General features: G+C 68.3%; 28 protein-coding genes. 19 read left to right on the plus strand and 9 right to left on the minus strand.

Annotated elements, in window-relative coordinates; all coding sequences use genetic code 11:
• Positions 1-36 precede the first annotated feature (36 nt).
• Positions 37-405 carry a DOPA 4,5-dioxygenase family protein gene (locus A9G05_RS15680; RefSeq protein ID WP_069561855.1) on the plus strand — a complete coding sequence of 123 codons (369 nt, stop codon included), beginning with the start codon at positions 37-39 and terminating at the stop codon, positions 403-405.
• On the opposite strand, the gene A9G05_RS15685 is transcribed toward A9G05_RS15680, so the two are convergent.
• On the minus strand, positions 402-1,838 hold the full coding sequence (locus A9G05_RS15685) for an FAD-dependent oxidoreductase (RefSeq protein ID WP_083265715.1): 1,437 nt from the start codon (positions 1,836-1,838) through the stop codon (positions 402-404). The two genes, A9G05_RS15680 and A9G05_RS15685, sit on opposite strands and share 4 nt — an antisense overlap.
• 70 nt (positions 1,839-1,908) lie before the next feature.
• Complete coding sequence (locus tag A9G05_RS15690) at positions 1,909-2,583, minus strand: FadR/GntR family transcriptional regulator (RefSeq protein WP_069561856.1); 675 nt, start codon at positions 2,581-2,583, stop codon at positions 1,909-1,911.
• Positions 2,584-2,684: 101 nt separating this feature from the next.
• On the opposite strand from A9G05_RS15690, the gene A9G05_RS15695 reads away from it, so the two are divergent.
• Complete coding sequence (locus A9G05_RS15695; protein ID WP_069561857.1) at positions 2,685-3,539, plus strand: carboxylate/amino acid/amine transporter; 855 nt, start codon at positions 2,685-2,687, stop codon at positions 3,537-3,539.
• 25 nt (positions 3,540-3,564) lie between these two features.
• Here A9G05_RS15695 and A9G05_RS15700 read toward each other — a convergent pair whose 3' ends face one another.
• The 3 genes from A9G05_RS15700 to trpB form a co-directional block, all read right to left on the minus strand.
• Positions 3,565-4,089, minus strand: a complete 525-nt coding sequence (locus A9G05_RS15700) for a transposase (RefSeq protein WP_069561858.1) — start codon at positions 4,087-4,089, stop codon at positions 3,565-3,567.
• Between the two features lie 136 nt (positions 4,090-4,225).
• A complete protein-coding gene (gene trpA / locus A9G05_RS15705; RefSeq protein ID WP_069561859.1) occupies positions 4,226-5,035 on the minus strand; it encodes a tryptophan synthase subunit alpha in 810 nt (269 codons plus the stop codon).
• Positions 5,035-6,258 carry a tryptophan synthase subunit beta gene (gene trpB / locus A9G05_RS15710; RefSeq protein WP_069561860.1) on the minus strand — a complete coding sequence of 408 codons (1,224 nt, stop codon included), beginning with the start codon at positions 6,256-6,258 and terminating at the stop codon, positions 5,035-5,037. The genes trpA and trpB overlap by 1 nt, the downstream gene beginning before the upstream one ends.
• A 117-nt stretch (positions 6,259-6,375) precedes the next feature.
• Here trpB and A9G05_RS15715 point away from each other — a divergent pair, with 117 nt between their 5' ends.
• The 6 genes from A9G05_RS15715 (at position 6,376) to A9G05_RS15740 (ending at position 10,455) form a co-directional block, all read left to right on the plus strand.
• Positions 6,376-7,047, plus strand: coding sequence for a DUF3592 domain-containing protein (locus A9G05_RS15715; protein ID WP_069561861.1), 672 nt, complete (start codon positions 6,376-6,378; stop codon positions 7,045-7,047).
• A 1-nt stretch (position 7,048) separates the two neighbouring features.
• Complete coding sequence (locus A9G05_RS15720) at positions 7,049-7,936, plus strand: LysR family transcriptional regulator (RefSeq protein ID WP_069561862.1); 888 nt, start codon at positions 7,049-7,051, stop codon at positions 7,934-7,936.
• A 100-nt stretch (positions 7,937-8,036) separates the two neighbouring features.
• Positions 8,037-8,561, plus strand: a complete 525-nt coding sequence (locus A9G05_RS15725; RefSeq protein ID WP_069561863.1) for a DUF3060 domain-containing protein — start codon at positions 8,037-8,039, stop codon at positions 8,559-8,561.
• 80 nt (positions 8,562-8,641) lie between these two features.
• The gene (locus A9G05_RS15730; RefSeq protein ID WP_044410160.1) at positions 8,642-8,857 is read left to right on the plus strand and encodes a dodecin; all 216 of its coding nucleotides are present in this window, start codon (positions 8,642-8,644) and stop codon (positions 8,855-8,857) included.
• Between the two features lie 140 nt (positions 8,858-8,997).
• Entirely contained in the window at positions 8,998-9,222 is a 225-nt protein-coding gene (locus A9G05_RS15735; protein ID WP_069561864.1) for a DUF1161 domain-containing protein, read from the plus strand.
• Positions 9,223-9,456: 234 nt separating this feature from the next.
• Positions 9,457-10,455, plus strand: a complete 999-nt coding sequence (locus A9G05_RS15740; RefSeq protein ID WP_069561865.1) for an LLM class flavin-dependent oxidoreductase — start codon at positions 9,457-9,459, stop codon at positions 10,453-10,455.
• A gap of 3 nt (positions 10,456-10,458) precedes the next feature.
• Here A9G05_RS15740 and A9G05_RS15745 read toward each other — a convergent pair whose 3' ends face one another.
• Both A9G05_RS15745 and A9G05_RS15750 read right to left on the minus strand, forming a co-directional pair.
• Positions 10,459-10,878: a hypothetical protein gene (locus tag A9G05_RS15745; protein ID WP_044410169.1), complete on the minus strand. Its 420-nt coding sequence runs from the start codon at positions 10,876-10,878 to the stop codon at positions 10,459-10,461.
• 62 nt (positions 10,879-10,940) lie between these two features.
• Positions 10,941-11,357: a hypothetical protein gene (locus A9G05_RS15750; protein WP_069561866.1), complete on the minus strand. Its 417-nt coding sequence runs from the start codon at positions 11,355-11,357 to the stop codon at positions 10,941-10,943.
• Between the two features lie 48 nt (positions 11,358-11,405).
• Between A9G05_RS15750 and A9G05_RS15755 the strand changes: the two genes are divergently transcribed.
• Together A9G05_RS15755 and A9G05_RS15760 are read left to right on the plus strand one after the other, a co-directional pair.
• Positions 11,406-12,503 (plus strand): aminopeptidase, encoded by a 1,098-nt coding sequence (locus A9G05_RS15755; RefSeq protein WP_069561867.1) that lies wholly within the window; start codon positions 11,406-11,408, stop codon positions 12,501-12,503.
• 31 nt (positions 12,504-12,534) lie between these two features.
• Positions 12,535-12,768 (plus strand): DUF1161 domain-containing protein, encoded by a 234-nt coding sequence (locus A9G05_RS15760; protein ID WP_069561868.1) that lies wholly within the window; start codon positions 12,535-12,537, stop codon positions 12,766-12,768.
• 2 nt (positions 12,769-12,770) lie between these two features.
• Here A9G05_RS15760 and A9G05_RS15765 read toward each other — a convergent pair whose 3' ends face one another.
• Positions 12,771-13,415, minus strand: a complete 645-nt coding sequence (locus tag A9G05_RS15765) for an HAD family hydrolase (RefSeq protein WP_069561869.1) — start codon at positions 13,413-13,415, stop codon at positions 12,771-12,773.
• 28 nt (positions 13,416-13,443) lie between these two features.
• Complete coding sequence (locus tag A9G05_RS15770; RefSeq protein WP_069561870.1) at positions 13,444-13,989, minus strand: gamma carbonic anhydrase family protein; 546 nt, start codon at positions 13,987-13,989, stop codon at positions 13,444-13,446.
• Positions 13,990-14,153: 164 nt separating this feature from the next.
• Here A9G05_RS15770 and A9G05_RS15775 point away from each other — a divergent pair, with 164 nt between their 5' ends.
• The 9 genes from A9G05_RS15775 to A9G05_RS15815 all read left to right on the plus strand — a co-directional run bounded on the left by A9G05_RS15775 (position 14,154) and on the right by A9G05_RS15815 (position 21,689).
• Complete coding sequence (locus tag A9G05_RS15775; protein ID WP_069561871.1) at positions 14,154-14,348, plus strand: hypothetical protein; 195 nt, start codon at positions 14,154-14,156, stop codon at positions 14,346-14,348.
• Positions 14,349-14,426: 78 nt separating this feature from the next.
• Entirely contained in the window at positions 14,427-16,475 is a 2,049-nt protein-coding gene (prlC, locus tag A9G05_RS15780) for an oligopeptidase A (protein ID WP_069561890.1), read from the plus strand.
• Entirely contained in the window at positions 16,472-16,738 is a 267-nt protein-coding gene (locus A9G05_RS15785) for a YheV family putative zinc ribbon protein (RefSeq protein WP_069561872.1), read from the plus strand. Before prlC ends, A9G05_RS15785 begins: the two co-directional genes overlap by 4 nt.
• A 22-nt stretch (positions 16,739-16,760) precedes the next feature.
• A complete protein-coding gene (locus A9G05_RS15790) occupies positions 16,761-17,543 on the plus strand; it encodes a DUF1835 domain-containing protein (RefSeq protein ID WP_069561873.1) in 783 nt (260 codons plus the stop codon).
• Between the two features lie 44 nt (positions 17,544-17,587).
• On the plus strand, positions 17,588-18,229 hold the full coding sequence (locus tag A9G05_RS15795; RefSeq protein WP_083265716.1) for a Vat family streptogramin A O-acetyltransferase: 642 nt from the start codon (positions 17,588-17,590) through the stop codon (positions 18,227-18,229).
• 129 nt (positions 18,230-18,358) lie between these two features.
• Entirely contained in the window at positions 18,359-19,186 is an 828-nt protein-coding gene (locus A9G05_RS15800; protein ID WP_069561874.1) for a hypothetical protein, read from the plus strand.
• Positions 19,183-19,695, plus strand: coding sequence for a hypothetical protein (locus A9G05_RS15805; protein WP_069561875.1), 513 nt, complete (start codon positions 19,183-19,185; stop codon positions 19,693-19,695). Before A9G05_RS15800 ends, A9G05_RS15805 begins: the two co-directional genes overlap by 4 nt.
• Positions 19,696-19,777: 82 nt before the next feature.
• Positions 19,778-20,836 (plus strand): PA0069 family radical SAM protein, encoded by a 1,059-nt coding sequence (locus A9G05_RS15810; RefSeq protein ID WP_069561876.1) that lies wholly within the window; start codon positions 19,778-19,780, stop codon positions 20,834-20,836.
• 148 nt (positions 20,837-20,984) lie between these two features.
• Positions 20,985-21,689 (plus strand): carbonic anhydrase, encoded by a 705-nt coding sequence (locus A9G05_RS15815; protein ID WP_069561877.1) that lies wholly within the window; start codon positions 20,985-20,987, stop codon positions 21,687-21,689.
• Positions 21,690-21,860 lie beyond the last annotated feature (171 nt).

The raw sequence follows: 21,860 nt of genomic DNA on the forward strand, positions 1-21,860 counted from the left end.
GCTACCATGGCAGCCTCCGCTTTCCGGGAGACCGCCATGTCGGCCTTTGCCACCCCCCGCATCAAGGGCTTCCACGCCCACGTCTACTTCGACGCCGAGACCCTGCCCCAGGCCCGTGCGCTGTGCGAGGAGGCGGCCCGCCGTTTCCCGTTGAAGATGGGCCGCGTCCATGAGAAGCGGGTCGGCCCGCATCCGGACTGGAGCTGCCAGCTGGCCTTCAGGCCTGAACTGTTCGGCGACGTGGTGCCCTGGCTGGCGCTCAATCGCGGCGGCCTCAACGTGCTGGTGCACCCCATCACCGGCAGCGACCTGAAGGACCACCGCGACTTTCCGCTGTGGATGGGCGAGGTTCGCCCGCTGGACCTCGCCGACCTGCAGGATGGGGCCATCGAGTACGACCTTTAGGCCCGCCCCAGCGCCACCAGCACCGATTGGGCCGCCCGCTCACCCGCCAGCACCGCCCCTTCCAGGTAACCGCACCAGATCGGCGAGGCCTCGCTCCCGGCCCAGTGCAGCCGGCCCAGGGGCGCCCGCAGCCAGTGGCCGTTGCGTGCCAGCACGCCGGACGGCAGGGGCGACACGCAGCCGGCGCTCCAGCGCTCCTGGGACCAGTCCTGCTCCACATAGGCCAGCGGCCGCGCGGCTTCGTCACCCAGCAGACGGCTCAGTTCGCGCAGCACCCGCTTGCGCCGCCGGGCCGGATCGCCGCCCGCGCGGGCCGGATCGAGGAAGGCCAGCAGCACGCCGTCCCCCCGGCCTTCCGGGGTGCTGTCGACGGTCATCTGCACCAGCCCGTCGGTGACCAGGCCGGCACCGGAGAGGCCGGCCGCGCGCCAGAACGGTGCCGGGTAGCGCAGGTGCACCTTGATCCCGCCGCTGGCAGCCCAGTTGCGCTGCAGGGCCTCGCGGCCCGGTGGCAAGGCGGGGCCGAAGCCGATGCGGCTGACATCGGCCGGCATCATCGCCACCACCACCTGTTCGGCACTGATCACCGCCCGTTCGCTATGGACTCGCAGCGGGCCCTCCAGCCAGCCGTCGATCCGGCTCACCGCGCTGCCGGTAAGCAAGGCATCGCCGAGTGGCTCGGCCAGCAGCAGCGACAGGCGCTGCGCCCCGCCTTTCAGGCGGAATTGCTGGGCCTGGTCGTCCAGTGCGGTGAAGCCGCCCGCCGAACGCAGATAGAACAGGAACCACAGCAGCGAGACCCGCCCCGGCTCGCTGGCCAGGGTGGTGGAGAGGGTGGTCGCCACCGCCTCGACGGCTTCCTCGTCCGCGCGCTGGGCCTTCAGCCAGGCCGCCACGCTCATGGCGTCCCAGGCCTCGGCGCGGGGTGCCTTCCAGGGCGCCTCCGGCGGCACCCGCGCCGCCATGGCTTCGAGTCGGTCCATCAACGCCCGTGCCTTGGGGCCGGGGCCTTCGGGCGGGAAGGTGTAGCGCTGACCCTGGATCAGCGCTGCCATCTCGCCCTGGGTGTACTGCGGCACCAGCGGCACGCCCAGTTCACCGGCCAGGCCCATCACCGCCTGCTGGCTGCCGCCGACCCACTGGCCACCGCCGTCCACCTCGATGCCCTCGCCCAGGGGCTGGTTGAGGGTGCGCCCGCCGACCCGCTCGCGGGCCTCCAGCACCTGCACCCGGCACCCCGCGGCCACCAGGCGTCGGGCCGCCACCAGACCGGAGAGGCCCGCACCCACCACCACCACGTCCACCTGCCGGTCCGGCGGCCCGCCGGGCGAGGCCTGCCCACCCCGGGCCAGCCCGGTCAGCAGCGCCGCGCCGCCCAGGCGCAGCAAGGAGCGGCGGGAAACACCCAGGGCATCGAGCAATCGCGTGTACATCCTGTACCTCCACTTGGTTACCAAGTTGATCGGGTCGAAAAAAACCACCCAATCCGGGGTGGCGACGGGTTCAGGCGGCCGGTGTACGCACCGAGGCCAGGTAGAACGGGATCGGGTCCTGCCGGGCGTGCAACTGGCGCACCAGGGTCAGGTAGAACCAGCGCTGCTCCGCCGGGTCGCCCGCCGGGGGCGGCTCCTCCCCCAGCCAGCGCTGCCACAGGGCCATCTCCATCTGCAGTACACGGTTGCGGCCGAAGGCGGTGAGCCGCTGCCACACCCGTCGCTCAAGGGCCTGCAACTGCTCCGGCGTCGGTGTGGCCGGGCAGCCTTCCACCTCCGCCAGCAGCTCGGCCCGCTCGTCGTCCGTGGCGTGGCGCGCCGCCGCCTCCAGCAGGCCGATGGCGTAGAGCTGCTGGTACTCGTCCAGGTCGCGCAGCAGGCGGCGGGCAGCATCCGAACGCAGGCGGGCGCCGTAGCGCAGCAGCAGTTCGAACACCCGGGCATCGGCGCGGGCCGGGTCCAGCACCCGACTGGCGCCGCCCTGACGCACCTCCACCAGGCCGGCGTCCTTCAGCTTGTGCACCGCCTGGCGCACGGTGATGCGCGAGACGCCGTAGCGTTCGGCCAGCAGCCGTTCCGCAGGCAATGCCTCGCCGGGGGCCAGGTGGCCGTCGAAGATTTCGACGAACAGCCCTTCCAGGGCGTCGTCGGCGGCATGCCGCGTGGGAGGATTCGTTGATCTCATGGGGCGCCACTGTACTTGGTTACCAAGTGCAGTCAAGCACCCGCGATGACGAACGAACAGGCAGCGCCTATCATCGCGGCCCGCATTTCCGGAGGCCGTCCATGCCCTTCCTGCTCATCGTCACCCTGCTCTGGGCCTTTTCCTTCAGCCTGATCGGCGAGTACCTGGCCGGTCGGGTGGACAGTGACTTCGCGGTGCTTGCGCGGGTGCTGATCGCGGCGCTGGTGTTCCTGCCCTTCACCCGCTGGCGCGGCCTGCCGGCCCGCCTGCTGGCAGGTTTCTGGCTGGCCGGGGCGCTGCAGTTCGGCATCACCTACCTGTGCCTGTACCGCAGCTTCGCGGTGCTCACGGTGCCGGAGGTGTTGCTGTTCACCGTGCTCACGCCGATCTACGTGACCCTGCTGGACGATGCGTTGGCGCGGCGCTTCAGCCCCTGGGCGCTGCTGGCCGCACTGGTGGCGGTGGGTGGCGGGGTGATCATCCGTTTCGACCGGCTGGAGGGGGAGTACCTGCTGGGCTTCATCCTCTTGCAGGTGGCCAACGCCACCTTCGCCGCCGGCCAGGTGCTGTGCCGCCGGCTGCTGGTGCGCTACCCGGTGGAGCAGCCGCTGCACCGCTTCTTCGGCCATTTCTTCCTCGGCGCGCTGGTGCTGGTGCTGCCCTCCTTCCTGTTCTTCGGCAACCCCGAGCGCCTGCCGCAGACGGCCGTGCAATGGGGCGTGCTGCTGTGGATGGGGCTGTTCGCCACGGCCCTGGGGATGTTCTGGTGGGTCAAGGGCAGCACCCGTGTCAGCGCCGGCACCCTGGCGGTGATGAACGAACTCCACGTGCCCGCCGGGCTGCTGGTCAACCTGCTGATCTGGAACCGCGACGCCGACCTCCCCCGCCTCGCCCTGGGCGGCGCGGTGATCCTCGCGTCCCTGTGGATAAGCCGTTTGGGCCGAGCACGGGCCTAGGGCTGGTGGGCTTCAGCCCACCACGCTATTCACCAAAACCATCGGCCTCGTCGGCCACCCCGGCCCAGTCTTCCGGTAGCAACCCATCACGCACGTAGCGATGGAAGCTCGAGTAGGGCCAGTCCTTCACTTGGGTGACCAGCCCATGCTTCACCGGGTTGTGGTGGATGTAGTCCACATGCCGCTGCAGGTCGTCCTGGTCCCTTATCTGGTGCTCCCAGAAGCGCCGTTGCCAGATGCCCTTCTCTCGCCGGTTCGCCTTGCTGGCCGAGCGCGGGGACGGTGGAACCGTCATGGAGAACGGGCTCTTGATCAGGCTCCAGCGGCAGGAAAAGTCGGCGTCTCCGGGCGGTAGCGTCCAGATGGCATGCAGGTGGTCCGGCAGTACGCAGATGGCGAGGGTTTCGAACGGCATCCGTTGCAGGGCCATGGAGTAGGCCCGGCGCAGCGCGTGGATGGCATCGGTCAGTAATGTGGCGCGTCGATCGGCCAGGGTGACCGTGAAAAAGAAGGTGCCGCCGGGCACCAGGCTTCGGCGGTAGTTCGACATGGCAATCCGTTGCCTCGTGTGCGGTTTTGCTTTGGTGGGCTGAAGCCCACCCTACGGACTCAGCGGGCTGAAGCGGAACGCCGCCCGGCCCACCCCACAGCCCACCCTACGAAGCCCGTACAGGTGGGCTTGTTCCTCAGGCGCGGGCGCTGCGCACGCCGTCGGCCAGGGTTTTGCAGAGGGTGAGGACGCCGTCGACGGCCTGTTCGGCGGTTTCGGCCTTGGCGATCTGGTCCACCAGGGCGGAGCCCACCACCACGCCGTCGGCGAGGCGGGCGATGCTGGCGGCGTGTTCGGCGGTGCGGATGCCGAAGCCGATGGCCACTGGCAGGTCGGTGTGGCGGCGCAGGCGGGTCACGGCGGCCTGCACGTGCTCCAGGGTGGCGGAGCCGGCGCCGGTGACGCCGGCCACCGAGACGTAGTAGACGAAGCCGGAGCTGCCGGCGAGCACCGTCGGCAGGCGGGCGTCGTCGGTGGTCGGGGTGGTCAGGCGGACGAAGTCGATGCCGGCGTTCTGGGCCGGTTGGCACAGGTCGTCGTTATGTTCGGCCGGCAGGTCGACGACGATCAGGCCGTCCACGCCCGCGGCCTTGGCGTCGCTGACGAAGCGCTCGACGCCGTAGTGGTGGATGGGGTTGAAGTAGCCCATCAGCACCAGCGGGGTGCTCTGGTTGCCCTCGCGGAATTCCCGGACCATCTGCAGGGTCTTGGCCAGGTTCTGCTTGCCAGCCAGGGCGCGGATGTTGGCGAGCTGGATCGAGGGGCCGTCGGCCATCGGGTCGGTGAAGGGCATGCCCAGCTCGATCACATCGGCGCCGGCTTCCGGCAGGCCCTTGAGGATCGCCAGGGAGGCGTCGTAGTTCGGGTCGCCGGCAGTGACGAAGGTCACCAGGGCGGCGCGGTTCTGCTGCTTCAGCTCGGCGAAGCGGGTCTGCAGGCGGCTCATCAGTGCTTCTCCTGGTTCTGTTGCATGTGGTGCATCACGGTCTGCATGTCCTTGTCGCCGCGGCCGGAGAGGTTGACCACCATGATGTGGTCCTTGGGCAGCCGGGGCGCGCGCTTGAACACTTCGGCCAGGGCGTGGGAGCTTTCCAGGGCCGGGATGATGCCTTCGAGGCGGCAGCACTGGTGGAAGGCTTCAAGGGCTTCGTGGTCGGTGATCGAGGTGTACTCGACGCGGCCGATGTCATGCAGCCAGGCGTGTTCCGGGCCGATGCCGGGGTAGTCCAGGCCGGCGGAGATGGAGTGGGCGTCGATGATCTGGCCGTCGTCGTCCTGCAGCAGGAAGGTGCGGTTGCCGTGCAGCACGCCCGGTACGCCGCCGTTGAGGCTGGCGGCATGCTTGCCGGTCTCGATGCCGTGGCCGGCGGCTTCCACGCCGACGATCTGCACCGAGGCGTCGTCGAGGAAGGGGTGGAACAGGCCCATGGCGTTGGAGCCGCCGCCGATGCAGGCGACCAGGGAGTCGGGCAGGCGGCCTTCCTTCTCGGCCAGCTGCTCGCGGGTTTCCTTGCCGATCACGGCCTGGAAGTCACGGACCATGGCCGGGTACGGGTGCGGGCCGGCGACGGTGCCGATCAGGTAGAAGGTGGTGTCGACGTTGGTCACCCAGTCGCGCAGGGCTTCGTTCATGGCGTCCTTGAGGGTGCCGGTGCCGGCGGTGACCGGGATCACGGTGGCGCCCAGGAGCTTCATGCGGAACACGTTGGCCTGCTGGCGGTCGATGTCGGTGGTGCCCATGTACACCACGCATTCCATGCCGAAGCGCGCGGCCACGGTGGCGGTGGCCACGCCGTGCATGCCGGCGCCGGTCTCGGCGATGATGCGTTTCTTGCCCATGCGGCGGGCCAGGAGGATCTGGCCGATGCAGTTGTTGATCTTGTGCGCGCCGGTGTGGTTCAGCTCTTCGCGCTTGAGGTAGATCTTCGCGCCGCCGCAGTGCTCGGTCAGGCGCTCGGCGAAGTACAGCGGGCTCGGACGGCCGACGTAGTCACGCTGGAAGTAGGCCAGCTCTTCGATGAAGGCCGGGTCTTCCTTGGCCTTCTCGTATTCGCGGGCCAGGTCGTGGATCAGCGGCATCAGGGTCTCGGCGACGTACTGGCCGCCGAAGGCGCCGAACAGGCCCTTGGCGTCCGGGCCGTTGCGATAGGAATTCTGTGAACCAGGCATGGCGGTCATCCGTTGGGTGGCTGGGACAATGGTGGCCAGTCTACGACTGGACGGGGTGGCAGAAAAACTGATAATTCCGCCATAACGTGTGACTTTTATTCACAGGAAGATCGACGCATGAAACTGGGATGGTTGTGGGTGTTCCCCGCCCTGGGCGGCCTGATGATCGTGGGTGCGGCGGCAATTCAGATGGCGCGGCTGAGCGACCAGGCGCGCATGACGCTGGCCACGGCGGAGGTGATCGACATCAGCGGCGGCTGCCCGACGGTGGCCTTCCTTACGGCGACGGGTGAGGTGGTGGAGCACACCAGCAGCGGCTGCAGCAGCCCGCCGGCCTTCGAGCTGGGCGAGTCGGCGAGGGTCTACTACGACCCGGCCGACCCTCGCGATGCGCACTTGGACAGCTTCGTCGACAACTGGGTCGGCTCCCTGGTGCTCGGCGGCATCGGTGCAGTGTTCGCCCTGATCGGCTCGTGCTTCGTGGTGCCGCCGCTGCTGGCTCGGCGCCGCGCTGCGCAACTGGCGCTGACCGGCCAGGCGGTGATGGCCGAGGTGGTCGACGTCCGGCTCAACGGTTCGCTGAGCGTGAACGGCCAGCACCCCTGGCGCATCGTCGCCCAATGGAAGAACCCCGCCACCGGCAAGCTGCATGTGTTCAACAGCGAGAACCTCTGGTTCGATCCGTCCCGTCACCTGCCCGACGATGGCTGGGTGCGGGTGCTGATCGACCCGGCCAACCCGCGCCGCTACGCCATGGACACGGCCTTCCTGCCGGAACTGGCGGACTGATATGAGCCAGGACCTGCCCTCCCTCAACGCCCTGCGCGCCTTCGAGGCTGCCGCGCGGTTGCAGAGCATGAGCCGTGCCGCCGATGAACTGCACGTCACCCACGGGGCGGTGAGCCGCCAGGTGCGGCAGTTGGAGGAGTCCCTCGGCGTGGCGCTGTTCAGCAAGGACGGACGCGGCGTAAAACTCACGGATGCCGGCCAGCGCCTGCGGGACGCCACGGCGGAGGCCTTCGAGCGCTTGCGCGGGGTCTGTGCCGAACTTGCACGGCGCAGCGACGAGGCGCCTTTTGTCCTCGCCTGCCCGGGCAGTCTGCTGGCGCGCTGGTTCATTCCGCGCCTGGACCGTCTCAACCGCGAGTTGCCGGAGCTGCGTCTGCAGTTGTCCGCCAGCGAGGGCGAGCTGGACCCTCGGCGACCGGGGGTGGACGCCACCCTGTGCTTCGCCGCACCGCCCTGGCCGGCGGACCTGCGGGTGGTGGAGCTGGCGGCGGAATCCATCGGCCCGGTGCTGAGCCCCCGCTACGCCCGGCATGACCGGCTGGCCGGTGCGCCACCTGCTGCCTTGCTGGACGAGGCGCTGCTGCACACCGCCTCGCGGCCCCAGGCCTGGCCGCAATGGGCTGGGGCCCAGGGTCTGGTGGTCGATCGGCTGCGCCTCGGGCAGGGCTTCGAGCACCTCTACTACCTGCTGGAGGCAGCGGTGGCCGGCCTGGGCGTGGCCATCGCCCCGCAGCAACTGGTGGCGGATGAACTGGCCTCGGGCCGCCTGGTGGCGCCCTGGGGGTTCGTCGAGACGCCCGCGCGCCTGGCGCTGTGGATCAATGGCCGGCAGGCCGACCGCCGCGCCGATGCCCTGGCGGGCTGGTTGCGCCAGGAGCTGGGACGCTGACGTCCAAGGCGACACGCTTGCGCCAGGGGCATGCAACTTCCCGGGCCAAGGCCGGTCACAGCGGGGCATGCCAATGGAAGGAAGAAGGAAGGACGCGTCCATGCCCAAGTTCCCCCTCGCCGGCGCCCTGCTGGCGCTGACCCTCGCTCCCCTCGCCCAGGCCGACCCGGTGAGCATCGACGGCGTTGGCCTGACCCGTGATGTGCCCTGCCAGGGGCAGGACGTGGCGATCACCGGCTCCGGTAATCACATCCGCCTCACCGGCACCTGCGGTGCCGTTACCGTGCGTGGCTCGGATCACCAGGTGAGCCTGGAACAGAGTGGGGCGCTGAGCGTGTCGGGTATTCAGAACCAGGTCACCGCCGGGCGCGTCGAGCGCCTGGAGGTGGACACCGCGAAGAACCGCGTCCAGGCGGCCCTCGAAGGCCGCACCCCGAACCACGCGCGGCTGGAGGTCAGCGGCGCCGACCACAACCTGGAGCTGGTCTTCAGGGGGCCGACCGTGGTGAATCAGACGGGGGCCGAAAACCAACTGCGCTGGAGCGGTTCGGAGCCGCTGATGACGGTGCAGGGGGTGGACAACCGCATCGAGCACCAGCCCTTGCCATCACGGCAGCGCAGGTGAGTGCAGCTAATCTGAACGTGTCGCCCGAGGTACGTGCCAGAACTGTCAGGCGAATCATCGTTACGGCAAGGAGAACGGCTATGTCGGATCACCACACCTACAAGAAGATCGAGATCGTGGGCTCGTCCCGCACCAGCATTGAAGACGCCATCGGCAATGCACTGGAACAGGCGGCCAAGACCATCAAGCTGCTGGAGTGGTTCGAGGTGGTGGAAACCCGCGGCCACATCGAGAACGGCAAGGTGGGCCATTACCAGGTGACGCTGAAAGTAGGCTTCCGACTCAGCGATAGCTGACTGTCCGACAGAGATCCCTGGCACCTTGGGCTAGGCTGTTCGCGTTCGGCCGGGCCCGGGTGGCCCGGCCGACTCTGGAGACGGGTCGTCTCCAGGGCTCGCATGAGCCGTTTCTTTTCTGCAACCAGGGAGCGTTACCGATGAAAAAACTGCTGTTGGCTGCTGGTGTGTTCGTGCTTGCCGGTTCGGCCATGGCCGCTGGCAAGCCCTGTGAAGAGCTGAAGTCCGAGATCGACGCGAAGATCCAGGCCAAGGGTGCGACCTCCTACACCCTGGAGATCGTCGACAAGGGCAGCGTCACCGACAAGAAGGTGGTAGGCAGCTGCGAGGCGGGCACCAAGGAAATCGTCTACCAGCGCAACTGATTCACCGTATCGGGGAAGAAGCCGGCGTGATGCCGGCTTCTTTTTGCCGTTGTCTTTCCGTTCCGGGGCGTCTTTCTCTACCGGAATGGCCCGTCCGCAGCGGTGAGGGGCTTACCCGAAGGTGCCTGAGGCACGGAAAAGTGCCTTCTGGCCCGATCGAAAGGGGCAACTTAGAGTAGGCGCATCCTGTCCTACGGAAGGCCTGCCGCCTTCCCCTCGCAAGGCCCGATCACCATGACTGCGCTGTCCTCGCTTCCCCTTTCCGTCCTCGACCTGGCGCCGATCCGCGACCACGGCGGCCCCGCTCAGGCCCTGCACAACGCCCTGGCCCTGGCGCAGCACGTCGAGCGGCTGGGCTTCTCGCGCTTCTGGGTGGCCGAGCACCACAACATGGACGGCATCGCCAGCTCGGCGACCGCCGTGCTGCTGGGCTACCTCGCCGCCAACACCTCGACCCTGCGCCTTGGCTCCGGCGGGGTGATGCTGCCCAATCATGCGCCGCTGGTGGTGGCCGAGCAGTTCGGCACCCTGGCCACCCTCTACCCGGGCCGCATCGAGCTGGGCCTGGGGCGCGCGCCAGGGGCGGACCACTTCACCGCCCAGGCGCTGCGGCGCGACCGCCTGGGCGGCGCCGATGACTTCCCGCGTGACGTCGAGGAGCTGGAACGGCTGCTGGGCCCGCGCCAGGAGGGCCAGAAGGTGATCGCCATGCCCGGCATGGACACCCGCGTGCCGATCTGGCTGCTCGGCTCAAGCCTGTTCAGCGCTCAGTTGGCAGGCATGAAGGGCCTGCCCTACGCCTTCGCCTCGCACTTCGCCCCGCGCTACCTGCACGAGGCGATCCGCGTGTACCGCAACCATTTCCGCCCGTCCGAGGTGCTCGATGCGCCCTACGTGATGCTCGGCGTGCCGCTGGTGGCGGCGCCCACCGACGAGGAGGCGGAGTTCCTCGCCACCACCGTCTACCAGCGGGTGCTGGCGCTGATGCGCGGCGAGAGCCTGGTGCTGCGCCCGCCGGTGGAAAGCATGGCCGGGCGCTGGCTGCCTCACGAGAAGGAGGCGGTGGGCAGTTTCCTGGGCCTGGCGATGGTCGGCGGGCCGGAGAAGATCCGCAGCAAGCTGGAGGTGCTGCTGGAGCAGACCGGGGCGGACGAGCTGATCTTCACCTGCGATGTCTACCAGCACGAGCACCGCCTGCGGGCCTTCGACATCCTCGCCGGGCTGCGCGGCTGAGCCTCAGAGCGGGCCGCAGCCGAGTACGTCGCCCCGCGCCACCACCTGGCCCTGGGCGTCGCGCAGCAGCGCCTGGGCGCTCATCACCACCGGTCGGGCTTCCAGGCGATAGCGCTGGCCGGCGGCAAAGCCGTCGTAGCGGAAGCGGATGTGGCAGGTGAGCTGGGTCGGGCCGCTGCTGGTGTTGAAGCCGCCCCCGCCGGGGATGTCGAACTGGAAGCGGGTTTCCAGTTCATGGGCGCCGGGGCTGAGCTGGTAGAAGCGCCCGTCCCGGGTTCGCTCGCCATCCTGCCGGTTGGCCATCAGCGTGGTGCCCGGATCGCTGCGCAGCTCCACCCAGGCCTGGTTCGGGTCGGGCGTCGGCAACGGGCTGGCGCAGGCGCCGAGGCTGGCGAGCAGGAGCAGCAGGGCGGGCTTGTGCATGGCGATCACCTCGTGGGGCGGGCGCTCAGGATAAACCCGCCGGGGCGCGACGGCAGCCCCGTTCAGACATCACCGCAGCGGCCTTCACGGGCGCGGGCCACTTCCCGCTGGCGCTCGTCGTAGAGCCGCACCCAGGGGCGGAAACCGATCTCCCCCGCGCGCAATTCATAGCGCTGGCCGGCGGCGAAGTCGGCGTAGTCCAGGGTCAGCAGGCAGGTGCGGGCAAGGCTCGGCTGGGCGGTGCCGATGGCGCTGCCGTCCACCTCGAAGCGGTAGCGCACCTCCAGGGCGTGGCGCCCAGGCTGGACCTGGAAGTAGCGGTCGTCCTCCAGAGGGCGTTCGTCCACCCGCGCGGCCTCCAGTGCGCCCCGCTGCTGCGGGGCGAAGGCGATCCAGGCCTGGTCCGGGTCGGGGCTGGGCATGATCAGGCCGCAGCAGGCCAGTTTCAGGGGCAGGGCAAGGACGAGCAGGCGACGCATGGGCAACTCCTTCTGGCGTGGTCGGGGGCGTTGCGTTAGCTTCGGCGCATGCCGCCCTCCTCTTTTCTCGCCTTTCTCGACCGCTGCCGCACCCTCGCGGTTCCCGGCCTGCTTGCCCTGGTGCTGGGCGGTTGCTCGACGCTGGACTACTACGGGCAACTGGCCGCCGGGCAGTGGCAGTTGCTGCGTGCCCGCGAACCGGTGGCGCGCATCGTCGCCGACCCGGCCCGTGACCCGGCGTTGCGCCAGCGCCTGGCCCTGGCGCAGGAGGCGCGGGACTACGCCAGCCAGCAACTGGCCCTGCCGGACAACGGCAGCTACCGGGTCTATGCGGATATCCACAGGCCCTTCGTGGTGTGGAATGTGTTCGCCACGCCGGAGTTCTCCCTGGCGCCGGTCACCCACTGCTTTCCCATCGCCGGGTGCGTGGCCTACCGCGGCTACTACCAGCAGGGCCGGGCCCGGGGCGCGGCAGCGCTGATGCGCGAGGACGGCTTCGACACCTGGGTCGGCGGCGTGGAGGCCTATTCCACCCTCGGCTGGTTCGATGACCCGATCCTCAGCAGCATGCTCGGTTGGGGCGAGGATCGGCTGGTGGCGGTGATCTTCCATGAGCTGGCCCACCAGCGGCTGTACGTGACCGACGACAGCGCCTTCAACGAGTCCTACGCCAGCTTCGTGGAGCGCGAGGGGCTGCGCCAATGGCGCGCTGCGCGGGGGCTGGTGAGCCGGGAGGACCCGTCCCTGCGCCAGCGCGAGCAGTTCACCGGGCTGGTGCTGGCCAGCCGCGAGCGGCTCCAGGCGCTCTATGCCAGTGGTCGCCCGGACGTCGAGCTGCGCGAGGCCAAGGCCGCCGAGTTCGAGCGCTTGCGGCGCGACTACCGTGCCCTGCGCGATGGCCCCTGGGGCGGCGTGGGGCGCTATGACGGCTGGATGGCGGGGCCGATGAACAACGCCAAGCTGTTGCCTTTCGGCCTCTACGACCGCTGGGTGCCGGCCTTCGCCGCGTTGTATCGCCAGGCAGAGGGCTGGAGCGATTTCCACGCCCGGGTGGCGACGCTGGCGGCCCTGCCGGTGGCGGCACGGGAAGCGCGCCTGGCCGAGCTGCAGGCGGCGAACTCCGCCCCGGCGGCTCCGGTCGAATGACAGCGGATTCGAGACAAGGGAGAGACGCACGATGAAGCGGTGGATGCTGGTGATGCTGTGTGGCCTGGTCTCGGGCGCGGCGATGGCCGCGCCCAAGCCGTGCGAGGAACTGAAGGCCGAGATCGAGGTGAAGATCCAGGCCGCCGGGGTGACGGCCTACACCCTGGAGATCGTGCCCGCCAGCGAGGTGGAGGACCCCAACATGGTGGTCGGCTCCTGCGAGAACGGCACCCGCAAGATCCTCTACCAGCGCAACGGCAATTGACCTCAGCCGAAGGCGCGGTCCAGCTCGCCGAGGGTGGCGAAGTAGTAGGTCGGCGCCTCGGCCATCAGTTCCTCGCGGCTGCCGAAGCCATAGCCGACGCCGGCGGCGTGCAGCCCGTTCTGGCTGGCGCCGATGAGGTCGTGCTTGCGGTCGCCGATCATCAGCGTGTCCGCCGGGTCCAGCCCCTCTTCCGCCAGCAGGTGGGCGATCAGCTCCACCTTGTGGGTGCGTGTGCCGTCCAGCTCGCTGCCGTAGATGTGCCGGAAGTGCCGGTCGAAGCCGAAGTGCCGGGCAATCTCGCGGGCGAACACGGTGGGCTTGCTGGTGGCGATGTACAGGGTGCGACCCTGCTGGGCGAGGCGCGCGAGCAATGCGTCGATGCCGTCGAACACGCGGTTCTCGTAGAGGCCGGTGACCTTGAAGCGGTCGCGGTAGTGGTTCACCGCGTCCCAGGCGCGTGCCTCGCTGAGGCCGTAGGTCTGCATGAAGCACTGCAGCAGCGGCGGGCCGATGAAGTGTTCCAGTTGCGCCAGGTCCGGCTCGTGGATGTCGAGCTGGGCCAGGGCGTACTGCACGGAGCGGGTGATGCCCTCGCGCGGGTCGGTGAGGGTGCCGTCGAGGTCGAAGAGGATGTTCGGGTAGCGCATGCGGTCCTGCTGTCGGGAAGGGGGCGGCTCAGGCGCCGGGGTGTTCGGCGAGGTGGTGGTTCTTCAGCTTCACGTAGTTGGCGGCGCTGTAGGTGAAGAAGGCCTTTTCCTTGTCGGTCAGCGGGCGCGCCTGGCGCACCGGACTGCCGACGTAGAGGTAGCCGGTGACCAGGCGCTTGCCCGGCGGCACCAGGCTGCCGGCGCCGAGCACCACGCCGTCCTCGATCACCGCGCCGTCCATCACGATGCAGCCCATGCCGATCAGCACCCGGCTGCCGATCCGGCACCCATGGAGCAGGGCCTTGTGGCCGATGGTCACGTCGTCGCCGATCTCCAGAGGGAAGCCGTCGGGGTTGAACGGGCCAGCGTGGGTGATGTGCAGCACGCTGCCGTCCTGCACGCTGGTGCGGGCGCCGATGCGGATGCGGTGCATGTCGCCGCGGATGACCGCCAGCGGCCACACCGAACTGTCCTCGCCCAGGTGCACGTCGCCGATCACCACGGCGGTCGGATCGACGAAGACCCGCTCGCCCAGCTGGGGCGACAGGCCGCGGTAGGCTCTAATCGGGTTCATAGAAAGTCCTGTGGCTGTGGTGGAAGACGATTGTAATTAAGATGCGGCCCACACGGTTCGGAGAACCCTCTGGCACGTCGGTTTCCGGCTGTCGGAACACTATTTCTGCAAAGCTGTCAAGAATCTGGCATACTGGCTGGCCGCCTTTGGATAAGGAGAGTGTCATGTCCACCCTGCGTATCAGAGCTTCTGCACGTAAGGCTGAAGCCGAAGTGGCCCTGGAAACCCGTGCAACCCTCGAGGATCAGGTCGCAGCATTCCTGCGCCAGGGAGGGGAGATCCAGAAGGTCGCCAAGGGGGTCAGCGGTCTACCACAGAACGGCGCCTGGTCCATGTCGCGGACCAGCAAGAAAAAGTGATTCGTTGAGGGGGCCTTGCGCCCCCTTCTTGTTTTTCCGAGCCTAGAACCCTTTTCCAAGACGCTACAGGTGAATGCCGTGAGTTCCAGCAATCCCCTCCTGCAAGATTTCGACCTGCCCCCCTACTCCACCATCAAGCCCGAGCACGTCGAGCCCGCCGTCGACCAGATCCTGGCCGACAACCGCGCCGCCCTCGCCGCGCTGCTGGCCGGGCAGGACGGCACCCCCAGCTGGAAGGGCCTGGTGCTGGCGCTGGACGAACTGGGTGAGCGCCTGGGTCGTGCCTGGAGCCCGGTGAGCCACCTCAACGCCGTCTGCAATAGCGCCGAACTGCGCAACGCCTACGAGGCCTGCCTGCCCAAGCTGTCCGAGTACTGGACCGAAATGGGCCAGAACCGCGCCCTGTTCCAGGCCTACGAGGCCCTGGCCGCCAGCCCCGAGGCCGCTGGCTTCGATGTGGCGCAGAAGACCATCCTCGAACACGCCCTGCGTGACTTCCGCCTCTCCGGCATCGACCTGCCTGCCGACAAGCAGCAGCGCTATGGCGAGATCCAGATGAAGCTCTCCGAGCTGGGCAGCCGCTTCTCCAACCAGTTGCTGGACGCCACCCAGGCCTGGACCAAGCACGTCACCAACGAAGCCGCCCTCGCCGGCCTCACCGACTCGGCCAAGGCGCAGATGAAGCAGGCCGCCGAGGCCAAGGGCCTGGACGGCTGGCTGATCACCCTGGAATTCCCCAGCTACTACGCCGTGATGACCTACGCCGACGACCGCGCCCTGCGCGAAGAGGTCTACACCGCCTACGCCACCCGTGCCTCCGACCAGGGCCCCAACGCCGGCCAGAACGACAACGGCCCGGTAATGGCCGAGATCCTCGACCTGCGCCAGGAACTGGCCCGCCTGCTGGGCTTCGCCCATTTCTCCGACCTGTCCCTCGCCACCAAGATGGCCGAGACCACCCCCCAGGTGCTCGGCTTCCTGCGGGACCTGGCCCAGCGCAGCAAGCCCTTCGCCGCCCGTGACCTGGACGAGCTCAAGGCTTTCGCCGCCGAACGTGGCGTTGCCGACCTGAAGAGCTGGGATGTCGGCTACTTCAGCGAGAAGCTGCGCGAGCAGCGCTACAACATTTCCCAGGAAACCCTGCGCGCCTACTTCCCCATCGACAAGGTGCTCACTGGCCTGTTCGCCATCGTGCAGAAGCTCTACGGCATCGAAATCCGCGAACTCAGCGGCTTCGACACCTGGCACCCGGACGTGCGCCTGTTCGAGATCCGCGAGAACGGCGAGCACGTCGGCCGCTTCTTCTTCGACCTCTACGCCCGCGCCAACAAGCGCGGCGGCGCCTGGATGGACGGTGCCCGCGACAAGCGCCGCAACGCCCGTGGCGAACTGGTCGCCCCGGTGGCCAACCTGGTGTGCAACTTCACCCCGGCCGTCGGCGACAAGCCCGCGCTGCTGACCCACGACGAAGTCACCACCCTGTTCCACGAGTTCGGCCACGGCCTGCACCACCTGCTGACCCGCGTCGAGCATGCCGGTGCCTCAGGCATCAACGGCGTGGCCTGGGACGCCGTCGAGCTGCCCAGCCAGTTCATGGAGAACTGGTGCTGGGAGCCGGAAGGCCTGGCGCTGATCTCCGGCCACTACCAGAGCGGCGAACCCCTGCCTCAGGACCTGCTGGACAAGATGCTGGCGGCGAAGAACTTCCAGTCCGGCCTGATGATGGTCCGCCAACTGGAGTTCTCCCTGTTCGACTTCGAACTGCATGCCACCCACGGCGACGGCCGCAGCGTGCTCGACGTGCTGGAAGCGGTGCGTGACGAAGTGGCAGTGATGCGCCCACCGGCGTTCAACCGCTTCGCCAACAGCTTCGCGCACATCTTCGCCGGGGGTTACGCCGCCGGTTACTACAGCTACAAGTGGGCCGAAGTGCTCTCTGCCGACGCCTTCTCCAAGTTCGAGGAAGAAGGCGTGCTCAACCCGGCCACCGGCCGTGCCTTCCGCGACGCCATCCTCGCCCGGGGCGGTTCCCAGGCGCCCATGGTGCTGTTCGTCGACTTCCGTGGTCGCGAGCCCTCCATCGACGCCCTGCTGCGCCACAGCGGCCTCACGGAGGACGCGGCATGAGTGCCACGCCGAAGCGCTTCATCGCCGGGGCCGTGTGCCCCGCCTGCAGCGAGATGGACAAGATCCAGATGTGGGACGAGGACGGCGTACCGCACCGCCAGTGCGTCGGCTGCGGCTACGCCGACACCCTCAACGCCCAGGGCCAGTCGGTGCCCAAGGAGCTCGGCACCCGGGTCAACCAGGCCAAGCCCAAGCCGGCCGACCCCAAGGTGCAGAGCGTGCAGTTCTTCCCCAATCCCAAGCTGAAGAAATCCAGCGAGTAGCGACAAGGCCAAGGAGGGCGTCATGTGGCACCTGGTATGTGGTGACAACGCGGCCGAAGGCGTCGGCATCGTCCTCGGTGATTCCGTGGCCCATGAGTGGCTGCGGGTGCTGCGTGACGACCTCGCCGTCGGCCCGCTCAAGGACATCGAGCAGCCGCCCTGCACCCGCCGTTCCGCCTTCTGGCGGGCGGTCTGGCCGGAGGGTGTGCACCCGATGCCGGACTTCGAGCGTGACCTGGGGGCGGATGCGCAGTGGCTCGCCGGGTTGGCCGATCAGGACCATGGGGTGACCGTCTGGCACGGCGACAGCGCCTCCGAGCAGTTGCTGCTGGCCCGTGTTGCCGCGGTACTGGAGCACAGCGACCTGCCGTTCTGGGAAGTGCCCTGCGGCAGCGGCGACAGCAGCGTCAGCCACCGCCGCGCAGTGGCCATGCACACGCCGACCGACCTGGCCGAGCGCTACCTGCCGAGGCAGGTGGGGCCCGAGCGTCGTCACTACCTGGCAACGCAATGGCGCAGCGTGCTGGCCGAAGGTGCCGGCATCCGCCGTTGGCGGCAGGAGGTCTTCCATGGCGAGGATTTCAGTTTCATCGACGCCGATCTGCTGCAGTGCTGCAGCACTGACTGGCAGCCGCTGGCACGGGTGATGGCCGACGTCATGGCCAACTGCGACGGTTTCTTCGCCACCGACTTCTTCCTCTTCTGGCGAGCACGGGAACTGGCTGCCCAGGGCCGGGTCGAGATCGCTGGTGAACCGGCCGCCAACGGCTACGGCAACCTTCGGGTGCGCCGCCTGCCGGGCTGACCCAGCGGCTCTCCCTTCCCCCTTCGCAGCGCACAGGAGGTGCCATGCACGGCCCCGACCCTCGCAACCCGCACCCCATGGCGGGCTTCCCCCAGGTCTGTTTCATCCGCAACACGGTGAGCAACCCGCAGATCGAGATCGGCGAATACACCTACTACGACGACCCGGAGGATTCGGAGCACTTCGAGCGCAACGTGCTCTACCTCTTCCCCTTCATCGGTGACCGCCTGGTGATCGGGCGCTTCTGCGCCATCGCCCGTGGGGTGAAGTTCATCATGAACGGCGCCAACCACAAGCTCTCCGGCTTCTCCACCTACCCCTTCCAGATCTTCGGCGGTGGCTGGGAACACCACATGCCCGACCTGTCGGAGTTCCCCAACAAGGGCGACACCCGGATCGGCAACGACGTGTGGATCGGCTACGAGGCGCTGATCATGCCCGGGGTGAAGATCGGCGACGGCGCCATCATCTCCTCGCGCTCGGTGGTGACCCGCGACGTGCCGCCCTACACCGTGGTCGGCGGCAACCCGGCCGAGCCGCTGAAGCAGCGCTTCCCCGACGCGGTGGTGGAGCGCCTGCTGGCCATTGCCTGGTGGGACTGGCCGGTGGAGAAAGTCAGCCGGCACCTGGCGGCGATCATGGCGGCCGACCTCGATGCCCTGGAGCGCTGCGCCCGCGAGGCGTGAGGCGAACTGCGTCACTTCCGCCGCGTGGCCGCCTTGCCCGGTGGCGGGGCCGGGAGTAGTTTCCCCGGCTGTGCCGCCGCGCACAGGGAGCTGCAGCACGACGCAGCGACAGCGCAAGGAGATTCCCCAGTGCCCACCTTCACCCGAAACAACAAGCCGGTCGTCGGCACCGTCCAACTGGTGGTCGGCAACGTCCTCAGGCTGCGGCTGAACGGCCTTGGCCCGGGCAAGAAGCATTACGTGGTCAAGAGCGCCAACGCCTGCATCGAGGTCAAGCAGAACCCCAACGACCGCCAGGCGGAACAGACCGTGGTGCTCACGGCACTGCGGGCCTGCCCGGCGGTTCGGGTCGAGGCCTTCTCGGCGGTCGACGGGCTGCCATCGGGTATCCATGTCTCGATCGAAGTGACCGGCAAGCTCAGCCTGCCCGATCCCACCACTGACGAAGGCTGTCTGGCGCGGCTGCTGCTCGCCGAGTCCATTGCGCCCAAGCCCAATACCGACAACGCCGAGGCGCTGAAGTCCATGCAGTGGATGCGCCAGGTGATCGAGAACCGCATGGCGTTCTCCGACCCCAAGCACTTCGGCAAACCTGCCGGCAAGACCATGACGGCCTTCATCACTGCCAAGCAGCCGCTGCAGTTCGAAGGTTTCGGCAACTACCCGAACATTGGCGCCAAGCAGGCCAACATCGACGAGTTCCTGCGGCTGGCCAACGACGGCAGCGACACCCGCTTCGAGCGCATGCGCCAGCACGTGCAGAACGCCCTGGACGTGGCCAGCGGGGCCAAGCTGGGTGCTCCGGCACCGTCCAAGGTATTCGCCTGGCGGACCAGCAACTCCGGCAGCCCGGGGGGCAACTTCGTCAAGGTGGCGGACGTGGGCGGTCAGGCGTTCTTCACCCTCACCCAGGCCTTCATCGACAACCCCAACAACCCGGGTAAACCGAAGAAATGAACAGCCCACGCCTGGCCGGATGGCTCTCCGGCACCCTGCTCTTCGCGGTCCTCGGCCTGTGCGCGGCCGAATCCTTCGGCCCCTCGGTGTTCTCCGACCAGGTGGCCCGCTTCGACATCAACGCGGACAAGGCCTTCGCCAACCCCGAGCAGGACATGCGCTACCTGCTGGTGCAGGCCCAGCGCAACGACCAGCCCAACCACTTCTGCGTGGTCGGCTACCAGTGGGCGGATGGGTCGCGCAAGGCGGCGGTGCACTGGCAGGAGGGCGAGCGCATCGTCCTCTGGGGCGGCAAGTCCGGCTGGGGCGATGAATTCAAGTACGCCGACTCCATGGCCATGACCAATTCGGTGGACCTCAAGAACGGCCTGGTGGATACCGACGAGCAGCGCTTCGGCAGCAGCTTCCTGCAACTGCGCGCCTCCGCCGAAGGCACGCTGGCCGACTGCAAGGCCCATGGTCGGCAGTACCTGATCGAGCCGTTCACGCCGCCGAGCGAGGACGAGTAGGGCTTTCCGACGAAAACCGTCTGGCGCAGTACGCTGTCCGAATATACTGTTTATGCATACAGTATTTTCGGAGCGCCCCGCCATGACCGTCACCCTCCCGCCCCGTGGTCGGGGAACCGGCAGCAACCCCTGCAACCGCTTCGCCCCGACCCTCTCGGTGGCCGAGGACGACGGCTGGTACCAGGAGGTGCCGCCGACCCGCGCCACTGAAGTGCGCATCGAGACAGCCAAGAGCATCATCGCCCGCAACCAGTCGCCGGACCTGCCCTTCGACCGCTCCATCAACCCCTACCGGGGCTGCGAGCACGGCTGCATCTACTGCTACGCGCGGCCCAGCCACGCCTATTGGGACCTGTCCCCAGGCATCGATTTCGAGACCCGGCTGATCGCCAAGACCAACGCCGCCGCCTTGCTGGAGCAGCAGTTGAGCAAGCCGGGCTACCAGTGCGCGCCCATCGCCCTGGGGGCCAACACCGACCCCTACCAGCCCATCGAGCGCGAGCACCGCATCACCCGCCAGGTGCTGGAGGTGCTGCTGCGTTACCGCCACCCGCTGACCCTCGTTACCAAGGGCTCGCTGCTGTTGCGCGACCTCGACCTGCTGACCCAGTTGGCCGAGCAGCGCCTGGTCAAGGTGATGATCAGCCTCACCACCCTCGACGATGACCTCAAGCGCGTGCTCGAACCCCGCGCCGCGGCGCCCTCCGCACGGCTGCGGGCGATCCGCGTGCTGCGTGAAAACCGCGTGCCGGTGGGCGTGCTCTGTTCGCCGATGATCCCGATGATCAACGACAGCGAGCTGGAAAGCCTGCTGGAGGCGGCCCGCGATGCCGGTGCGCGCAGTGCCTCCTACATGCTGGTGCGCCTGCCCCGGGAGGTGGCGCCGCTGTTCGAGGAATGGCTGCAGGCCCACTACCCGCAGCGCGCCGCCCACGTGATGAGCATCATCCGTCAGTGCCGGGGTGGCGAGGTGTACGACAGCCGCTTCGGCAAGCGCTTTACCGGCGAAGGCGCCTTTGCCGCGCTGCTGGCCCGGCGCTTTGCGGTAGCCATGCGTCGCCTGGGGCTGGAGAAGCGCAGTGATGTGGCGCTGGACTGCTCGCGCTTCTGTCCGCCTGGTGGGCAGATGGCCCTGCTCTGAGTGATGGGATGAGCGGCATGGGTTTTCCGCGTCCGAGGTGTGACCGGAGCGCGCCGAACGGTGTCCTGTAGTGGGTCGGATAAATCCTACCGTGTCGGTAAAGTAATCCCACCTACCCCTACAGAGTCCTAAGGCGAATGAGGTCGGCATGAGCGACGAGCACGATACCCCGCAACCCCAAGAAAGCGCCGAAGAAGCGCTGCGCAACATCGTCGAAGGTTTTCAGCGCTTCCGCGACCAGGTCTATCCGGAGCAGGAAGAGCTGTTCAAACGTCTGGCCCATGAGCAGAAACCCCGCGCCATGTTCATCACCTGCGCCGACTCGCGCATCGTCCCGGAGCTGATCACCCAGAGCTCCCCCGGCGACCTGTTCGTCACCCGCAACGTCGGCAACGTGGTGCCGCCCTATGGGCAGATGAACGGTGGCGTTTCCACCGCCATCGAGTTCGCCGTCATGGCCCTCGGCGTGCACCACATCATCATCTGCGGCCACTCCGACTGCGGCGCCATGAAGGCGGTGCTCAACCCCGAGCAACTGAAGCGCATGCCCACCGTCAAGGCCTGGCTGCGCCATGCCGAAGTGGCCCGTACCGTGGTCGCCGAGAACTGTGGCTGCGCCAACCACGAGACCCTCGGTGTGCTGACCGAAGAGAACGTGGTGGCCCAGTTGGACCACCTGCGCACCCACCCCTCGGTGGCCGCACGCCTGGCCAGCGGCCAGTTGTTCATCCACGGCTGGGTCTACGACATCGAGACCGCCGCCATCCGTGCCTACGACGCCGAGAGCGGCCGCTTCCGCACCATCGGCGATGGCCCGCTGCCAATGGCCACGCCCCGCGCCCGCTACCTGTAAGCCCTGGCGCCCCGGCTGCGGCCGGGGCCTGGCCTGTTCCTTCCCGCCTCCTGTTCTTCGTTGCGCCCCCTCCGTTCCGCGCCCTGCCCGGCACGCTGCGTCCCTGGCCGGGGCTGGCGGCGTGCCATCCTCCGCTCGTCTGTAAGTTGCGTACCAGAGCGGCCTATTCAG

The sequence above is a fragment of the Pseudomonas sp. ENNP23 genome (assembly GCF_001728945.1).
Taxonomy (GTDB): domain Bacteria; phylum Pseudomonadota; class Gammaproteobacteria; order Pseudomonadales; family Pseudomonadaceae; genus Metapseudomonas; species Metapseudomonas otitidis.

What these genes read in the sequence shown, in the direction of transcription:
- A9G05_RS15810 (WP_069561876.1), top strand. Translation starts at nt 19,778, where the DNA reads ATGACCGTCACCCTCCCGCCCCGTGGTCGGGGAACCGGCAGCAACCCC.
- A9G05_RS15785 (WP_069561872.1), top strand. Translation starts at nt 16,472, where the DNA reads ATGAGTGCCACGCCGAAGCGCTTCATCGCCGGGGCCGTGTGCCCCGCC.
- A9G05_RS15700 (WP_069561858.1), bottom strand. Translation starts at nt 4,089, where the DNA reads ATGTCGAACTACCGCCGAAGCCTGGTGCCCGGCGGCACCTTCTTTTTC.
- A9G05_RS15695 (WP_069561857.1), top strand. Translation starts at nt 2,685, where the DNA reads ATGCCCTTCCTGCTCATCGTCACCCTGCTCTGGGCCTTTTCCTTCAGC.
- A9G05_RS15730 (WP_044410160.1), top strand. Translation starts at nt 8,642, where the DNA reads ATGTCGGATCACCACACCTACAAGAAGATCGAGATCGTGGGCTCGTCC.
- A9G05_RS15735 (WP_069561864.1), top strand. Translation starts at nt 8,998, where the DNA reads ATGAAAAAACTGCTGTTGGCTGCTGGTGTGTTCGTGCTTGCCGGTTCG.
- A9G05_RS15765 (WP_069561869.1), bottom strand. Translation starts at nt 13,415, where the DNA reads ATGCGCTACCCGAACATCCTCTTCGACCTCGACGGCACCCTCACCGAC.
- A9G05_RS15745 (WP_044410169.1), bottom strand. Translation starts at nt 10,878, where the DNA reads ATGCACAAGCCCGCCCTGCTGCTCCTGCTCGCCAGCCTCGGCGCCTGC.
- A9G05_RS15770 (WP_069561870.1), bottom strand. Translation starts at nt 13,989, where the DNA reads ATGAACCCGATTAGAGCCTACCGCGGCCTGTCGCCCCAGCTGGGCGAG.
- A9G05_RS15685 (WP_083265715.1), bottom strand. Translation starts at nt 1,838, where the DNA reads ATGTACACGCGATTGCTCGATGCCCTGGGTGTTTCCCGCCGCTCCTTG.
- A9G05_RS15690 (WP_069561856.1), bottom strand. Translation starts at nt 2,583, where the DNA reads ATGAGATCAACGAATCCTCCCACGCGGCATGCCGCCGACGACGCCCTG.
- A9G05_RS15715 (WP_069561861.1), top strand. Translation starts at nt 6,376, where the DNA reads ATGAAACTGGGATGGTTGTGGGTGTTCCCCGCCCTGGGCGGCCTGATG.
- trpB (WP_069561860.1), bottom strand. Translation starts at nt 6,258, where the DNA reads ATGCCTGGTTCACAGAATTCCTATCGCAACGGCCCGGACGCCAAGGGC.
- A9G05_RS15750 (WP_069561866.1), bottom strand. Translation starts at nt 11,357, where the DNA reads ATGCGTCGCCTGCTCGTCCTTGCCCTGCCCCTGAAACTGGCCTGCTGC.
- A9G05_RS15740 (WP_069561865.1), top strand. Translation starts at nt 9,457, where the DNA reads ATGACTGCGCTGTCCTCGCTTCCCCTTTCCGTCCTCGACCTGGCGCCG.
- A9G05_RS15795 (WP_083265716.1), top strand. Translation starts at nt 17,588, where the DNA reads ATGCACGGCCCCGACCCTCGCAACCCGCACCCCATGGCGGGCTTCCCC.
- A9G05_RS15815 (WP_069561877.1), top strand. Translation starts at nt 20,985, where the DNA reads ATGAGCGACGAGCACGATACCCCGCAACCCCAAGAAAGCGCCGAAGAA.
- A9G05_RS15790 (WP_069561873.1), top strand. Translation starts at nt 16,761, where the DNA reads ATGTGGCACCTGGTATGTGGTGACAACGCGGCCGAAGGCGTCGGCATC.
- A9G05_RS15775 (WP_069561871.1), top strand. Translation starts at nt 14,154, where the DNA reads ATGTCCACCCTGCGTATCAGAGCTTCTGCACGTAAGGCTGAAGCCGAA.
- A9G05_RS15725 (WP_069561863.1), top strand. Translation starts at nt 8,037, where the DNA reads ATGCCCAAGTTCCCCCTCGCCGGCGCCCTGCTGGCGCTGACCCTCGCT.
- A9G05_RS15805 (WP_069561875.1), top strand. Translation starts at nt 19,183, where the DNA reads ATGAACAGCCCACGCCTGGCCGGATGGCTCTCCGGCACCCTGCTCTTC.
- A9G05_RS15680 (WP_069561855.1), top strand. Translation starts at nt 37, where the DNA reads ATGTCGGCCTTTGCCACCCCCCGCATCAAGGGCTTCCACGCCCACGTC.
- A9G05_RS15720 (WP_069561862.1), top strand. Translation starts at nt 7,049, where the DNA reads ATGAGCCAGGACCTGCCCTCCCTCAACGCCCTGCGCGCCTTCGAGGCT.
- A9G05_RS15760 (WP_069561868.1), top strand. Translation starts at nt 12,535, where the DNA reads ATGAAGCGGTGGATGCTGGTGATGCTGTGTGGCCTGGTCTCGGGCGCG.
- A9G05_RS15755 (WP_069561867.1), top strand. Translation starts at nt 11,406, where the DNA reads ATGCCGCCCTCCTCTTTTCTCGCCTTTCTCGACCGCTGCCGCACCCTC.
- trpA (WP_069561859.1), bottom strand. Translation starts at nt 5,035, where the DNA reads ATGAGCCGCCTGCAGACCCGCTTCGCCGAGCTGAAGCAGCAGAACCGC.